A 14,846-nucleotide genomic window follows, 5' to 3' on the forward strand; every position below is an offset into this window, starting at 1 on the left:
AGGAAAGTTTTTGAATCTTCCAGGCAACTATTGAGTTGAAGTATTTTGTTTCGCCTAATGGAGAAGTCCATTCTCTACCTCGGATATTAATTCCGATACTTACATTATCACCTTCTTTAACCGGATCCAGAATATCAATCTTATCACCCATTACTTCAATACTGACTGGCTGTGGATATTGTTCTGTTGTAAGTATTACGAATTCTCTTTTTTGAAATCCTGAACCAAATGTTTCTGTTTGTCCGATTCTCTTTATTGTTCCTTGTAGTTCCATGTATTAACTTTTTCGTTTTCTAAAATGTTTTTAATTTTCGCTTTAACCATATCCATCACAAACTCAATTCCTTTGATAATTTTATCGTCTCGGTCAATTCGCAGAATGTTTATCTGAAGTTCATCTATCAGATCCGGATCATAAGTTATAAAGTCACACCATTTACGCCCTGTAATCCATAAGTACCCTTGCACCTGGTATTCATAATCAGTATTGTAAATTTTACCCGTTAACATTGTTTTTAAATGATTACCTCCGTTGTATGGGCATTTTATTTCAATCAATCCATCTTCTCCTACAAAACCATCTGGTGTACCTCCTATAAATTCATCTATTGCGAAATACTGATTATCAGATATAACCTTATTACCTGTCTTCTTTTCGTATAGCTCTCTTGCGTGGGATTCCCAATCTGAACCGTGATTGGTTTCTTTTGAATTTATTTCTAGCCTCCCAAGACCATTAGAAACGTTTCCTGATTTAAGCAATCTCTCCCATGCTATTTTATAAATCAAGGTTTCTGCTGTTGAAGAAGAAGACAACGTGTACCCTCCTTTTTTGTCTTTCACAACTAGCTTTCCGAAATTAGACCCAGTTATGCTACCCAGTCGATTTTTTTTCCACTCTAATTCTTCATCGACAAACTCATTATCTGATTCTACTACTTCATCTTCATAGAAATCATTTCCTATTTCATCTAACCAATCCATTATATTTCGTCTGTTTTATTTAGCTGAGAACCGAATACCCTTCCTATCTTTGATGCTGCATTCTTGACAGCATATGCCATCGCTGCAGGAACGTTTTTATGAAGAGCATTACCTATTATATTTGAAAAATCTGTCGGATTGCTTCCTGACTTTACTTGAATAGGAACCGCTCCTGTGCCTGCGTATGTTAACCATTCACTGTAAACCGGGTGATAAACTTTTAAATGAATAGATACAACAACAGAGTTACCTATTAATTTAACTTCTCCAACCTGCTCAATTTGCCACATCGGGAAAATTTTATTTAATAATTCGTAGTAGATACCAATTGGTATGTACAAAGCATTATTTGCTTGTTGGTTTGTCTTTAACCACTTTTTTCTAGGGTTGGAATTAATCATTGACATGTAGTCAAGATTTGCTTTTTCTGGAAGAGTATTACTTACGGTTTCTGCAACCTCAGTATTTAATTGTTTTTCCATTTTAATTAATTGTTTTTGTGTACACGGCATATGAAGTACGACCGAGCTTTTTTGATGATTTTTGATAGATTTTTTGCTTTGCTTTTAGCCCAGTTTATTTGCTATGTCTAAAGTTGAGCTAACCCCGTCTACTTCATTTAAAACCCTATCCTGCATTTTGGGAATCATAACTTTTACTTGTTGAAATGCGAGTTTGGAATTTGCGTTATCCCGCCCCCGGCTGTAGTCTTGAATATCCATATCTTCATTTTTGCTTTAAATTAAAAAGCAGTTTTAAGACATGCCCAGGTCAGTTTTTTAATCATAGGATTTTTCAAACATTTTTGCGAATGGATTGTAAACCATTTGGCAGGTAATTAAACCCTTTTCATCCTGAATTAAAGTTGTGTGATTTGATGTAATCAATTCGGCAGGTTCTTCTACTAAAAAGGTTTCATTGACGTTATCTAGGTTGATAACTTTTTTAGTTTTAGTAATGTAGTGCCCGCTTGTTGAAGATGGAGCAATGTTGATTTTTGTTTCTGTTTTCATTTTTATTGATTTTAAAATTCGTATGTCATTTTTGAGAAATATTCTTCACCTGTAATAGTTGAATATTCTGTTATTTCTTTTGTTGATTGTAATTTTTGGTATCCTTCTTCAGTAAAAGAAGTGAAGAACCGTTCTCCCTGTCTTGAGATATTTTTAATGTCGTTTTTAACGATAATAGGAACTCTGTACAATGAAGCTATAGCATCTTTAGCATTTGTAAATTTAGGTTCAACTCCAAGGAAAAACATTCTATCAGTTGAGGGGCAATAACATTGCACATACGCAATTTCGTTTTCATTAATTTCCCCTTTGTATAAAGTGTAAACCCCTACATTCATACTTCCAGTTGTTCCTTTTAAGAATTTTTCTTCTTTTTTGTCTACATATGAATCAGCTTCTTTTAAATTGTCTCCAAAAAACCTCACTAAGAAAGAATCTCCATGAACTAATTGCATCATTTCAATAGCAGCTGATTTAATTTCCTCATTTGATTCTTTCAAAAACGTTTCAAGTAAATATTTTGATTCCTTAATTTCATTGAATATGTTTTCAGGCAAATATTTTCCATTTACGTAGTTTATCCCATATCCGTCATTGAATGAAATCGCATATCCATCTAAATTATGTAGGTCATTTTCTACATTGCGTAAAATTTGTGAAGGAAAATTGGAAACTACACAAAGCCCATCAAGTTGAATTGACATAAATGATGACTCTGACCAATTATTCCATTTTTTAAGATCAACATTTAGTGTTAAGTTCAGAACTTCATCCATATAATTGAAAAATGAAAGAATACCGAAATCTGTATAATTTATGTAGTATGAGAAGGTGTAATATGTAAGATCAACCTGATTCCAAACCTGATTCTCAACCTGATTCCTAACCTGATTCCCAACCTGATTCCAAACCTGATTCCTAACCTGATTCCTAACCTGATTCCCAACCTGATTCCAAACCTGATTCCCAACCTGATTCTCAACCTGATTCCAAACCTGATTCCCAACCTGATTCTCAACCTGATTCTCAACCTGATTCTCAACCTGATTCCAAACCTGATTCCAAACCTGATTCCAAACCTGATTCCCAACCTGATTCTCAACCTGATTCCTAACCTGATTCCCAACCTGATTCCAAACCTGATTCCAAACCTGATTCCCAACCTGATTCTCAACCTGATTCCAAACCTGATTCCCAACCTGATTCTCAACCTGATTCTCAACCTGATTCCTAACCTGATTCCTAACCTGATTCCCAACCTGATTCCTAACCTGATTCCTAACCTGATTATCTTCTTTACAAAGCATATTTGCTGCTATTTGGCAAGCCATGGGAGAATCTAAAAACAATACTAAAGGCTCATTTAGATTACAGAAAGAATAAAGATCTTTCATTTGCTTCATAGTATTCTCAAATGATGCTTTTTTATATAGATCATAGTTAAATACCTTATCAAGCCATTTACTTTTTATTACTTCAAGTTGCTTTTCTTGTTCGGTGGATAGTTTTTCTATTTTAGACATGATTATTGATTTGATTGTTTAACTTTTGATTTGATGTTTCTTTCGATTTGGATGGTTACGGTTTTATATCCTTTGTCAATACTGAATATCTTTCCGTAAATCTTTTTCTTTTTACCATCCTTACCCCGTCTTGTAGCATATGAAGTGTCTCCCGGTTCTTGATAACTCAATCTATCATCCCAAAACCAGAGATCGTATGATTGTTCGATTAATTCTGTTGGCATGTTTAGTAGAATTTGTTTTTATACCAGTATTGAGTGTGATACTTTCGGGTGTTGACATTTAGAAATGTTACTTTTTCACCGAATATTTTTGCGATTATTCTTTTCATGATAAAGTATTTTGAATGGTTTCTAAAAACTGTGAGAACTGAGACTCACTTTCAATCTTAATGTCTTTTTCCCTACCTGTACCGATGCGGATCGAAGCAGAATTATTGTAGACATATACTATTACTGAAGGTTCTGAACTTGTGATTTGAGATTCGTAGTAAATTTCATCTGAAACTTTCTTTGTGAATCCATTTGTCATTAAGAATTCGTGTGATATATTTTCCATGATTATTGTTTTTTAAGTAAGTATTCAATTAAGTAAATGAATTGCTGAAGAAACCAGCACTTGAGAAGAAATAAAGCTTTCATGAGGCTGTAAAATAATGGTTAAACGATATTCTTCCTCTTTGAATCATCTTAAGCCTCAAACTATATTCAGCCTGTTGACACGCTTCTCTAAACGTTGATACTCTTTCTTTGAAAAATGATTTACCGCCTTTTCTGTAGGTTTGAAACCATCTTGCAATCATTCTCTTTATTTGCTTATATCCCGGATTCGTTTTTAAAACCATTCCCGAAACTTGCCCTAACTTATTAATGATTTTAAACTCATTAAATGTAACTTGGATTCTTTCCCCATCTTCCAGCCACACAATTCCATGTACTCTTTCTCTGTTAATTCTATAATCAAGCATCTTGTAAAAATTAAAGCCCTTGATCTTTTTTCCTAAAATTGTTTTTTGTAAGTTTGCCATGATGTAGTGATTTTATTACTATTTCGTTTTTGCCGAGTCGTTCTGTTACAGCAGTGCGACTCATTTTATTTTCTGTAGCCTCTTCTATTTGCAACTCTTAATAAAGCAACCTGGACACTTGGATTAATTTCTCCGGCATCCACTCCGGATTCATTCTCTAATGCTAATTTTTCTAATAATTTGATCCTGCTCCAAACTTCATCATTATCCTTCTCCTGTTTTTTCTCAATGCCAAGCTGCCTCATTTTTAAAGCCTGAATCTCTTTTTCCAAAGCGCCCATGGTTGATTTAGTTTTATGATTGAAATATTTGTTTATCTTTCAAGCCAGTATGCTTTTTGATTGCATTTACTGCGAAGTAGTTTGAAACTTTTTCTGATTCTCTGTAAGCCCAATTTGTTACTGTAGACTCTCTACTTCCTGTTTCCTCTGCAATTTTCTTTAATAAAGTGTAATCATCTAGAATCATTCTAAATACTTCACCTTTTATTTTTCGAGGTTTTAGTATATTTGCTTGACTTTTCATTTTGTTCTATCATTTTGATATAGCAAATATAGAATATTATTCTGTATATTCAAAATAAAAACCAATAAATATTCTGTATTTTCTATTTCAAACATGTAAGTAATTGATTTTCAGATATATTATTTTTCATCTGAATTTCACAAAATAGAATTTTAATAGAATTTTACCGTAAAAAGACGGTTTTTATTATGAGTAAATAGTGGTTATTTTGCAATCCAATTCAACAACAACATGAATAAAACAGAAAACACAGAGTTACACTCTGTGAAAAATAGATTAATTCACTTTATCAATAGTAAAGGATTATCTCAGTCAAAGTTTGAAAAACAGGTGGGTTTATCAAACGGATATGTAAATAATATAGTAAATACTATTTCCGATAAAACATTTGATTACAAAATTTCAGCTACCTTTCCTGAATTAAACAAAGTATGGGTTTTACATGGTGAAGGCGAAATGTTATTGGGTAAACAGGAGGAAAAAATATCTAAAACAACCTCTGCTTTTTTTAAAGATCTTCCAATTGGAGACCAGTTAAATTTACTACATAAGGAGATTGCTGATTTAAGAACCGAACTAAAAAAAGAAAAAGATGAAAACGCTAAAAACACTGAAAAAATAATAGACTTTGTTGAAGAATATTTTAAACCGGTATTTGACTTCATGACGGAAAGTATGAAACCAAAAAAAAAGGATAACAAAACGTAATCCTTTTTTAGTTTAAATTGTATTTTACAATTAAAATACCTTTTCTAAATTTCTCTATACTTTCATCTAAATCAATTGCCACCAGATAATCAATATCAATCTTTTCCATACTTGTAATTGACAGTTTAAGCTTATTTATAAGCAATAAATGATTTTCAATGTATTCAGGGAAATCTATTTTCCCTTTTTTATAATGCCGTCGGTTTTTATCAAGCATCTTCTTTAATAGTAAATACTCATGATCCTTCATATTATTTTGTTTCTTGGTTTAGTTTATTTTTCAGACGATCATTTTCTGCGCTAAGTTTTTCTATCTCTTCTATTAAATCTTTTTGAAAGTTATCTGACGCCCCCTCTTCGAGCCTAACTCGTCTGATATATTTCAATAACCACATATACAAAATAGTTCCAATTACAGATACTGTGAAAAATGTCCAACTATTAACTTTTAAAAAATCTACTTTATTTCCGATAATTGGGGAAAAATAAACCGTACCACTGTAGAATGAAGTTAACAAAGGAAAAAAATACAATTTTGGATTGGGTTTAAAAGAAATTGCTAATAAAATTAAAGCTGGCGATATAAACAATGTTACAAGCCATATATCTACAGTCACAAGTACCCCCTGAGAATCCTTTAAAGTGTCCATTCCAGGAACATATCTTTTAAAAATAACGTCAATACAAGGTAAAATGGCCGATACTATTAAAAGTACCGACCCTATTTTTGCTGATTTTGACTTCTTTATTTTACTTTCTTGGAGGAACGTCCTTTGGGTCGCCTTCATTTACTGGATCTAGATTTGTATCTGGATCGTCCGCCATAGTTGCGTTTCCACTTTTGACAATGATCGTATCATTGACTGTTTGCGGATCACCATCACGGGACTGCATTCCAGATTTGTTTAACTTAATTTTTCCTTGGTTACTAGCTTTGACCTTTTCAATTGCTTCCTTTCTTACATCTTCATCTCGGTCGTTTGAACATGAGTAAAGTAAAGTAACTAAAGCAATTCCTGCTAAAATTAGTTTTAATGGTTTCATTTTGTTTATTTTAAAGTGAACTCAAAAATACTAATTATAAAAAGATGTTTAGCTAACTAAACCTTCATCATGTTATTGCGAATATAATATTTTATTTCAATAAACAATGACTTTTACACATCTATAGCAAAACATTTTAATTGTGCAATCCGTATAAATACGGGTTTCCGTAAAATGATAATATTTTTTAATTTTTATATTTGCGGTAAAAATTAATCATGAAAAATATATTATCCGGGTTCCTTTTATTTTTATCATTATTTTATTTTTCTCAAGAACTGAAATTTGAAGACGTTGTTAAAGTTGACTCACTTACAACCAAAGACGAGCTGTATAATAGAGCAAGAAGCTGGTATGCAGATACATTTAATAGTGAAAAGGATGTAATGAGTATTGACGATAAAAATTTAGGCGAAATTTCAGGTAATGGAGCTATAAGATATGAACCAAGAGGATTTTATTTTGGAGCATTATGTGCGACTGGATATATATCTTATAAAATAAATATATATGTAAAGGATGGAAGATATAAATATAACTTCCATACATTTATACACGAAGGAACAAGATGTCCAGGAGGTGGAGGCTTAGTTTCATATGGTATTTTAACACAAGAAAAAGAGCACCCGAACCAACCTAATAAAGGGTGGAAAGAAGTCAAAGAATTAGCAAATATAACTGCTGAAAGGTTAATTTCCTCTTTGAATGATGCTATGAATAAAAAACATGAAACTAATAACGATTGGTAAAAGCAGGATTAGGGCTTGTTGTCGCATTTTCTTAAATCACTCTCAATCGTATCTGCTATTACTCTCTGTAATGCGTCTGCTTGGTCTATATTTTTTAAATCAATTAGGTAGTTTATTTTTTCGTCAAAAGTCATTTCTTCTGAAATTAGTTTAAGTTTTACTGCAGCGTTCAGCATTAGTGTAACTACATTAAGTTTGATATAATTATTTGAGAATAATAAATAGTCCTGCATTGATTCAAAAGATGAGTTATCTATTTTGATACTCTTTAATTCTTCCGGATCTGTGAGCTCAGAAAAATATTTTTCCAAATATTCGACGGATATATTATCTTTAATAAACTGTTTACGGTCAGCATTAAAAGGAAGATTTGATATAAAATCTTTTTTAACTAATTCGATTACCTCTGATTTTATAATTGTATTTTTCATAACATAAAGTTACGGTTTCTAAACAAAAAAGCTATGGCTAACCCGCACGAAAGTAATAACAACTGGTAAAAATAAAGCCCCAAACGGGGCCTTTTTTATAATACGACGAGTTTTGTCGCTACCCTTTGGGATATTTGTTGAAAAGTAATGAGAATCAAATGTTTGTTTTTTTGAACGAAATAACTACTTTTGCAAACTTTTTGCTTTTTGAATAAATAATTGTATATTTAAAAAAAATAAATGCTATGTATAACTGCTTTGATGTTGCAAAACAATTTCTTAAGTTAGCCAAAGAAGACGGTGTTGGCATAGAGCCAATGAAACTTCTGAAGTTGACTTATATTGCTCATGGCTGGCATTTAGGTTTCTTTGGTAAGCCATTAATTTCAAATACGATTGAAGCATGGAAATATGGGCCTGTAATCCCAGACCTTTATCATGTTACTAAAACATTTGGATTTAGCAATGTAGATATAAACACATTTCAAATAAGATCAACTACTGAATTAAAAGAAGACGACGCTAAATTCTTAAAAGTTATTTGGGATAATTACAAACAATTCTCAGGTCTTGATCTTTCTACTAAAACGCACTTAAATGACACTCCTTGGAAAGAAACATATGACGGTTCTTTCAATAAAGTTATTGATAATGCTACTATTGAAAAGTATTATAAAAATTTAATTGCGAATCCTCCAAAAATAGAAACTGCAGAACATGCCTAGTATTAACGATGTTCAGAATTATTTTAATACTAACCCACGTCCAGTCTCTAGTACAGGTAATGACGATGGGCAATCTATCAATGAAAGAAACGCATTATTTGGAATAAGTATTGAAACTTTAGGAGCCGAGCATATAGGTCTTTGGGTTCAGTACATTTCAAATAGTGATAAGCACTATAGAAAGTATGAAAATTTGATGGCTGAGATCCATGTTAAAAAAGAGGAATTAAAGCAAAAAACTCTTAATAGCGAGTCAGAAAGGACATTAAGAGAAAAAAATGCAGTATTAGCTTTTAGATTCTCTGCTTTATGGGCGAGTTTTATTGGTCTTTTTATACTATTACATGGAATAAAATTTATTAAAGTACCTTTCTTTACTAAACTTGTAACAATACCATTTACATTATCAGAAACTGAATTTATTTTTGTTTGTGGAACATTGACAGCGTCTATTTTAATTTTCTATCTCACTGTAATAAAAAATCTATTTCCTAACAAAATTGAAGACAAGCAATCTCAGGAAAAAAAATAAAACATGGCCTATTAATGACGCTTTTTTTATTTAATTTTTAATATATTCGCATCATAATTACCGTGTAAAATGCCGTGTAAAAAGGGTGTTAAAACGTGTTATTTCAACAAAACAACAAAAACGAAATATCTAACAATCAATGTGTTAGAAAATGAAATATACTGTCAGGCTGGTCTCAAACACCAGTTCTTAGGAGTACCGGTTCGATCCCGGTCCTGGGTACAAAAAACCTCTGAAATCATTTGATTTTCAGAGGTTTTTAATTTTTATGAGATCAAAAGGAAGACTTTTTGCACTCCCCTATTCTTTTCGTAATTAATAATTCTTCACTTTTATCAATTACAATTCATACCATAAATAATTCCGGGTTTAGTATTTCAAAGCGCAACAAATGGGGCTGCACTTTTACTCCTGTGATATTATTCTAATTTTTTCCAACTATTAGAAATAATTTAAACAGATTTATTAATAAAAGTTAAGAGTGACATTATTTTTTCACGGCTTCGTATTTTACTTTACTTTTGCGGAAAATATTTTTATGAAGATAAGATTTGAGTTTCTTGACGGGATCAGAGGAATTTCAGCATTATGGGTCGTTTTGTATCATTCTTTATTATTTAATGGCTATTCTACCGCTCACGATATTAAATGGTCTAATGATCTTATTCTACACTTTATACAAAAATCTACATCAATTGGTCATTTGGCAGTATCCATATTTATTGTTCTTTCCGGTTTTTGTCTTGCCATTCCGGTAGTTAACAATAACATGGAAATCAAAGGTGGGTTTAAAAGATACATCAGCAGAAGAGCTAAAAGATTAATTCCGCCATATTATATTGCCTTATTATTATCAGGATTAATGATTTTATTGTTCCCTTTATTACAAACAGCACAAAATACAGCCTGGGATAGTAAAATACCTGTCACTTTGGGGTCGGTTATCAGCCATATCGGGTTAGTTCATAATTTAGATTCTTCATGGATTTATAAGATCAATGGAGCTCATTGGTCCATAGCTACAGAATGGCAGATTTATTGGCTTTTTCCTCTCATGCTTATATTTTGGAAAAGAATTAATATGTATGTATCATTTATTCTATTCGTTATATTGGCATTATTGTTAAAAAAGCTGATTCCGATGGCGAAACCTGAATTTATAATTCTATTTTTCATGGGAGTTATATGTTGCTATCTATCATTTAAAAGAGCAACAATCAATAAATTTTTAATTCCGTCAGCGGTAACTCTTTTCATAGGAAGTTTAGTAGTATTCGCGTTGTTAGATATTAACGGTTTTTTAATGATATTGATTACAGGGGTAACTTTCTCTTTTTTACTGTATGCATTAGTCACTTATAAAAAATTAACAGGAAAAACAATTGTGATTCTGGAAAACAAGCCATTAGAATTTTTAGGAAAAATATCTTACAGTTTATATCTTATACACGGTCCGTTCCTTGCATTAATAAACCTTTATTTATTAAAAAACTTTGAACTCACAAACGATGCCCGGCAATGGGTTATCTTTGGATTTATTTTCATTTTTATAATCCCTGTAACAACTATTTTTTATCATCTGGTTGAAAAGAGATTTCTAAATAAGTAATAATTATCTTCAATTAAATAATACAAAAGGCCATCTGCGTTTTGCAGATGGTCTTTTGTATAGCTCAGACAGAAATATTTTTACGCTACATTGACTCCGAAAATGTGTCCTACAAATGCTGTAATTCCCATTGCAACGGTTCCCCAGAAACAAATCCTTAATACCGCCACTTTAATGCTGGAACCTCCCGCTCTTGCAGAGATTGCTCCCAAAAGCATTAAAAATATAATTGAAAATCCGTATTGAAAATATACCATTTGCTTAAGAGGTGCCAAAAGAGAAACGCTAAACGGCAATAAAGCACCCACTGCAAAAGAACTGAATGAAGCCATCGCGGCCTGCAGTGGTTTCGCCTGTGTTATTTCATTAATGCCTAATTCATCACGGGCGTGTGCTCCCAATGCATCATGTTCTGTAAGTTCAATGGCTACCTGCATCGCTGTTTCTTTGGTACAGCCACGTTTTTCATACACTTTGGCAAGTTCTCTAAGTTCTATTTCAGGCATTTGCTCAAGTTCACGTTTTTCACGAAGTAAATCTGCTTTCTCCGTATCTTCCTGTGAACTCACGGAAACATATTCTCCCGCTGCCATAGACATAGCCCCGGCAATCATACCCGCCAGCGCCGCAAGAATAATGATATGCCGGTCTGGTTCAGCAGCGGCAACCCCGATGACAATACTTGTAGTGGATAACAAGCCGTCATTCGCTCCCAATACGGCTGCCCGAAGCCAGCCTACCCTGTTTACATAATGTTTTTCCAACTGATGATGCATAGCTTTTTGTTTTGGTGGTACGTTAAAGTTACCAAATGTTTCATCAAGAATCATTTTAAATTATGTTCATTCTTATCACAGGTAACGACCTATTCTCCTCAGAAATATAATTTTATCTCTTGTACGAAATCCATCCATAGCATTCTGAAAATCAAATTGAAAAATCCAGGAATACGGCCATTCAGTTCAGAAATTCCTAATTTCTTATCTTTGCAGGAATGAATTTATTATATATCAACTGGGATGTCAATCCCGAAATCGTCAATATCTTAGGATTTCCTTTAAAATATTACGGACTCCTATTTCTTGCAGGACTTGTTTTATGTTTAAATATTTTAAAACGTATTTATAAAAAAGAAGGTCTTAGTTCGCAGGCTCATGAAGCTTTATTCTCTTATGCATTGATAGGAATTCTATTGGGTGCCAGACTGGGACATTGTCTTTTTTATGATTTCGATTATTATTCCCAGCACCCGCTTGAAATATTGCTGCCGATTCAGAAAGGAGTGGACGGAACTTACCACTTTACAGGATTTGCAGGACTTGCCAGCCATGGTGGTGGTATTGGGTTGGTGATCATGCTTCTTATCTATGCAAGAAAGTTTTCTATTCCATTCATGACGATTTTAGATGCTATAGCGATTGTACTTCCGTTGGGTGGTACTTTTATAAGGCTGGCCAATCTTATGAATTCTGAAATCATTGGAATTCCTACGGATGTTCCATGGGCTTTTATATTCCGTCAGGTAGATGATCTTCCGAGACACCCAGCCCAGCTTTATGAAGCTATTTCTTATTTTATTATTTTCCTTTCTGTGTATTTCATTTATAAGAAAAACATATTTAAAATCGGAAAAGGATTTTATTTCGGAATCAGTATTCTGTTGATTTTCATCATGAGAATTCTGATCGAGTTCATCAAGGTAGACCAGGTAGAATTTGAGCACGGAATGAGCCTGAATATGGGACAGCTGCTGAGTATTCCTTTTGTTCTTCTCGGTTTATTCTTTATCATCAAAAGTATATTGGAAAAAGGAAAGGTAAAAACCACTTAATTTCCTGATTTCTTCTACAATAAAAACTCACTGAAAGCTGTTTTCAGTGAGTTTATTTTTTATGGATTATCTGATAGATTATCTTGTTGTATATCCTCCGTTAGCAAAAATAGTCTGCCCGGTAATCCACCAGCCTTCTGTTACCAGAAATTCTACCAGCGGGGCAATATCTTTAATATCTGTAAGCCCTCCCAATGCTGATGCTGATTTATGGTAAGCCACAGCATCATCAGTTTCCTGTCCATAGAAGAAAGGAGTATCCATTGGTCCAGGTGCTACAGCAGTTACCGAAATTCCTCTTGCTCCGAATTCTTTGGAAGCCGCTCTTGTAAAATGCTCTACCGGTGCTTTTGCTCCTGCATAAGTAGAATACAGACCTGTATAAGCAGCCAGCAATGAAGTAACAATAGTACAGATTTTTCCCTGATCGTTCAGCTTTTTACCGGCTTCCTGCAAAAAGAAGTAAGCTGATTTTGAGTTGACATTAAACATGGTATCATATTCTTCTTCTGTAGTTTCAGCAAATGGCTTTTTAAGTACCATTCCTACAGTATTAATCGCAATATCAATCCCTCCGAAACGGGAAATTGCTTCATCAAAGAATTTTGTAATATTATCTACTTTGGTAAGATCTCCCTGAAACAAAAATGCTTCTGCTCCTAATGCCTGTACCTCAGCAAGTGTTTTTTCGCTATCTGCTTTTGAGCTTTCACTGTTGTAATGTATTGCCAGTTTTGCGCCTTTCGCTGCAAAATCTCTACTTAAAAGTCCTCCCAGGTTTTTTCCCCCTCCGGCAATTAAAACAACTTTTCCTTTTACATTTTGTGTTGACATTGATTTTATATTTAAATGTTAATGAAGCAAAGATGGATAATAAAAATGGCCTCAACATGGTGAAGTTTTCGGGAATTGTATTAAATTCAACAGGGTTATCAGCTGTTTTTCTGATTCTAATTTTAAAATAAGAGAGAAATATTTATATTTTTTATATAAACAATATTTTTTAATAGAGTACTATTTACCAACCAGATATGACTTGATATAACCCTTTTACATTAAACAAAGCAATATAATTCACTATTACGCATCAATTTTAGGCATAACATTTGATGCTTTTCCAGCCATATTATACACCACTTCATTTTTATAATATATTTTTTTACAATCCTCAGTATTCTGGGGATTTTTTTTATGCCCTTGTTTTAGCTCTTATTATCGTCTTACACTCAGACTATAAAGTATACCGACAGAGGTTCCGTAAAAACCATTTCTGATAATCAATCATTTAAAACCTGATAATTCATTTTATTGTTGTATATTTGTACATTAAATAACCAAGTCAATACTTTGTTTTCTGTAACGACCTGAATATTTTTTATTCAGTCTTTGCTTTTTGAGCAGCCATATTTTAAACTTTTATTCTTCTACTAAGAACAATACTTGTCGGAATTTTAAAGCTCTGTATGATTGGGATGATCCAAAACAGAAAACATAGCCAGGCTTTATAGGGGTCTAAAACAGACCAGATTGAACCAATTAATTTATAGAAACTAAATACTAAAAATAATTTATGGCAGATTCTTTTTCTAAAAAGGAAAATTTCAAGAAAAAAATTCAAAAGCAAAAAGAAAAAGCGCTAAGACGCGAAGAACGTAAAACTAACAACAACAAAGGAGCGGAGGATGTTTTCATGTATGTAGACGAATTCGGAAGATTAACTTCTACTCCACCTGAACAAAGACAGGAAGTGAACCTTGATGATATTCAACTGGGTGCTGCTCCTATTATTGAGGAAGATCCAAGAAAAACAGGAATTGTTACTTTCCTTAGTGAAAAAGGATATGGTTTCATCACTGAAGATAACTCTAAAGAAAATATCTTCTTCCACAACAACAACTGTGCAGAACCGGTAAAAAAAGGAAACAAAGTATCTTTTGAAAAAGAAAAGTCTCCTAAAGGATTCTCTGCTGTTGAAATTCATCTTGTTAAATAATACTTACGCATAAAACATTCTGCTATATACAGCTATGTTTTAAAAAATACAGAAAGAGACTGCCCTTTGGACAGTCTCTTTTTTTAATCATATAAAATATCTCAACTTATTAAAGTTAGATTCTCACGCAGACAAATGAGGTGACCATCTGT

Annotated in this window: 23 protein-coding genes and 1 pseudogene; 7 read left to right on the forward strand and 17 right to left on the reverse strand. The window is 32.8% G+C overall.

Features of this window, described 5'->3' with window-relative positions; all coding sequences use genetic code 11:
• Positions 1-7: 7 nt before the first annotated feature.
• The 11 genes and pseudogenes from SFA27_RS16970 to SFA27_RS17020 form a co-directional block, all read right to left on the reverse strand.
• Positions 8-274, reverse strand: a pseudogene (locus SFA27_RS16970) (DUF3127 domain-containing protein); the annotation flags it as partial.
• A complete protein-coding gene (locus SFA27_RS16975) occupies positions 253-984 on the reverse strand; it encodes a lambda exonuclease family protein (protein ID WP_407293782.1) in 732 nt (243 codons plus the stop codon). The pseudogene SFA27_RS16970 and the gene SFA27_RS16975, both read right to left, overlap by 22 nt.
• Positions 984-1,466, reverse strand: coding sequence for a hypothetical protein (locus tag SFA27_RS16980; RefSeq protein ID WP_407293784.1), 483 nt, complete (start codon positions 1,464-1,466; stop codon positions 984-986). Before SFA27_RS16980 ends, SFA27_RS16975 begins: the two co-directional genes overlap by 1 nt.
• A gap of 84 nt (positions 1,467-1,550) precedes the next feature.
• Positions 1,551-1,706: a hypothetical protein gene (locus tag SFA27_RS16985; RefSeq protein WP_407293786.1), complete on the reverse strand. Its 156-nt coding sequence runs from the start codon at positions 1,704-1,706 to the stop codon at positions 1,551-1,553.
• Between the two features lie 57 nt (positions 1,707-1,763).
• A complete protein-coding gene (locus SFA27_RS16990) occupies positions 1,764-1,997 on the reverse strand; it encodes a hypothetical protein (RefSeq protein WP_407293788.1) in 234 nt (77 codons plus the stop codon).
• Between the two features lie 11 nt (positions 1,998-2,008).
• The gene (locus tag SFA27_RS16995; RefSeq protein WP_407293790.1) at positions 2,009-3,520 is read right to left on the reverse strand and encodes a hypothetical protein; all 1,512 of its coding nucleotides are present in this window, start codon (positions 3,518-3,520) and stop codon (positions 2,009-2,011) included.
• 2 nt (positions 3,521-3,522) lie between these two features.
• Positions 3,523-3,744 (reverse strand): hypothetical protein, encoded by a 222-nt coding sequence (locus SFA27_RS17000; protein ID WP_407293792.1) that lies wholly within the window; start codon positions 3,742-3,744, stop codon positions 3,523-3,525.
• Between the two features lie 103 nt (positions 3,745-3,847).
• Positions 3,848-4,078, reverse strand: a complete 231-nt coding sequence (locus tag SFA27_RS17005; protein ID WP_407293794.1) for a hypothetical protein — start codon at positions 4,076-4,078, stop codon at positions 3,848-3,850.
• Between the two features lie 79 nt (positions 4,079-4,157).
• Positions 4,158-4,547: a hypothetical protein gene (locus SFA27_RS17010; protein WP_407293796.1), complete on the reverse strand. Its 390-nt coding sequence runs from the start codon at positions 4,545-4,547 to the stop codon at positions 4,158-4,160.
• A gap of 65 nt (positions 4,548-4,612) precedes the next feature.
• Positions 4,613-4,828 (reverse strand): hypothetical protein, encoded by a 216-nt coding sequence (locus SFA27_RS17015; protein ID WP_407293798.1) that lies wholly within the window; start codon positions 4,826-4,828, stop codon positions 4,613-4,615.
• A 13-nt stretch (positions 4,829-4,841) separates the two neighbouring features.
• Positions 4,842-5,072, reverse strand: a complete 231-nt coding sequence (locus SFA27_RS17020; protein WP_407293800.1) for a hypothetical protein — start codon at positions 5,070-5,072, stop codon at positions 4,842-4,844.
• A 231-nt stretch (positions 5,073-5,303) separates the two neighbouring features.
• Between SFA27_RS17020 and SFA27_RS17025 the strand changes: the two genes are divergently transcribed.
• On the forward strand, positions 5,304-5,780 hold the full coding sequence (locus tag SFA27_RS17025) for a hypothetical protein (RefSeq protein WP_407293802.1): 477 nt from the start codon (positions 5,304-5,306) through the stop codon (positions 5,778-5,780).
• 7 nt (positions 5,781-5,787) lie between these two features.
• Here SFA27_RS17025 and SFA27_RS17030 read toward each other — a convergent pair whose 3' ends face one another.
• The 3 genes from SFA27_RS17030 to SFA27_RS17040 all read right to left on the reverse strand — a co-directional run bounded on the left by SFA27_RS17030 (position 5,788) and on the right by SFA27_RS17040 (position 6,824).
• Positions 5,788-6,030: a hypothetical protein gene (locus tag SFA27_RS17030; RefSeq protein ID WP_407293804.1), complete on the reverse strand. Its 243-nt coding sequence runs from the start codon at positions 6,028-6,030 to the stop codon at positions 5,788-5,790.
• A gap of 1 nt (position 6,031) precedes the next feature.
• Entirely contained in the window at positions 6,032-6,430 is a 399-nt protein-coding gene (locus SFA27_RS17035; RefSeq protein WP_407293806.1) for a hypothetical protein, read from the reverse strand.
• Positions 6,431-6,530: 100 nt separating this feature from the next.
• A complete protein-coding gene (locus SFA27_RS17040; RefSeq protein WP_407293808.1) occupies positions 6,531-6,824 on the reverse strand; it encodes a hypothetical protein in 294 nt (97 codons plus the stop codon).
• Between the two features lie 218 nt (positions 6,825-7,042).
• On the opposite strand from SFA27_RS17040, the gene SFA27_RS17045 reads away from it, so the two are divergent.
• Positions 7,043-7,573, forward strand: a complete 531-nt coding sequence (locus tag SFA27_RS17045; protein ID WP_407293810.1) for a DUF4468 domain-containing protein — start codon at positions 7,043-7,045, stop codon at positions 7,571-7,573.
• Positions 7,574-7,581: 8 nt separating this feature from the next.
• Here the strand turns inward: SFA27_RS17045 and SFA27_RS17050 are convergent, their stop codons facing one another.
• Positions 7,582-8,004 (reverse strand): hypothetical protein, encoded by a 423-nt coding sequence (locus SFA27_RS17050; protein ID WP_407293812.1) that lies wholly within the window; start codon positions 8,002-8,004, stop codon positions 7,582-7,584.
• A 245-nt stretch (positions 8,005-8,249) separates the two neighbouring features.
• Here SFA27_RS17050 and SFA27_RS17055 point away from each other — a divergent pair, with 245 nt between their 5' ends.
• The 3 genes from SFA27_RS17055 to SFA27_RS17065 all read left to right on the forward strand — a co-directional run bounded on the left by SFA27_RS17055 (position 8,250) and on the right by SFA27_RS17065 (position 10,870).
• Positions 8,250-8,729 (forward strand): Panacea domain-containing protein, encoded by a 480-nt coding sequence (locus tag SFA27_RS17055; protein ID WP_407293814.1) that lies wholly within the window; start codon positions 8,250-8,252, stop codon positions 8,727-8,729.
• Positions 8,722-9,261: a hypothetical protein gene (locus SFA27_RS17060; RefSeq protein ID WP_407293816.1), complete on the forward strand. Its 540-nt coding sequence runs from the start codon at positions 8,722-8,724 to the stop codon at positions 9,259-9,261. The genes SFA27_RS17055 and SFA27_RS17060 overlap by 8 nt, the downstream gene beginning before the upstream one ends.
• 538 nt (positions 9,262-9,799) lie before the next feature.
• A complete protein-coding gene (locus SFA27_RS17065; RefSeq protein WP_407293819.1) occupies positions 9,800-10,870 on the forward strand; it encodes an acyltransferase family protein in 1,071 nt (356 codons plus the stop codon).
• An 80-nt stretch (positions 10,871-10,950) separates the two neighbouring features.
• Here SFA27_RS17065 and SFA27_RS17070 read toward each other — a convergent pair whose 3' ends face one another.
• Entirely contained in the window at positions 10,951-11,646 is a 696-nt protein-coding gene (locus SFA27_RS17070) for a VIT1/CCC1 transporter family protein (protein WP_407298179.1), read from the reverse strand.
• Positions 11,647-11,864: 218 nt separating this feature from the next.
• Here SFA27_RS17070 and lgt point away from each other — a divergent pair, with 218 nt between their 5' ends.
• Positions 11,865-12,701, forward strand: coding sequence for a prolipoprotein diacylglyceryl transferase (lgt, locus tag SFA27_RS17075; RefSeq protein ID WP_047377122.1), 837 nt, complete (start codon positions 11,865-11,867; stop codon positions 12,699-12,701).
• Between the two features lie 78 nt (positions 12,702-12,779).
• Here the strand turns inward: lgt and SFA27_RS17080 are convergent, their stop codons facing one another.
• Positions 12,780-13,535 (reverse strand): SDR family oxidoreductase, encoded by a 756-nt coding sequence (locus SFA27_RS17080; protein ID WP_047377123.1) that lies wholly within the window; start codon positions 13,533-13,535, stop codon positions 12,780-12,782.
• Between the two features lie 736 nt (positions 13,536-14,271).
• On the opposite strand from SFA27_RS17080, the gene SFA27_RS17085 reads away from it, so the two are divergent.
• On the forward strand, positions 14,272-14,694 hold the full coding sequence (locus SFA27_RS17085) for a cold shock domain-containing protein (protein ID WP_047377124.1): 423 nt from the start codon (positions 14,272-14,274) through the stop codon (positions 14,692-14,694).
• Positions 14,695-14,846: the final 152 nt, after the last annotated feature.

Source organism: Chryseobacterium sp. HR92 (genome assembly GCF_045689405.1).
In the GTDB taxonomy this organism is placed as follows: Bacteria; Bacteroidota; Bacteroidia; order Flavobacteriales; family Weeksellaceae; genus Chryseobacterium; species Chryseobacterium viscerum_A.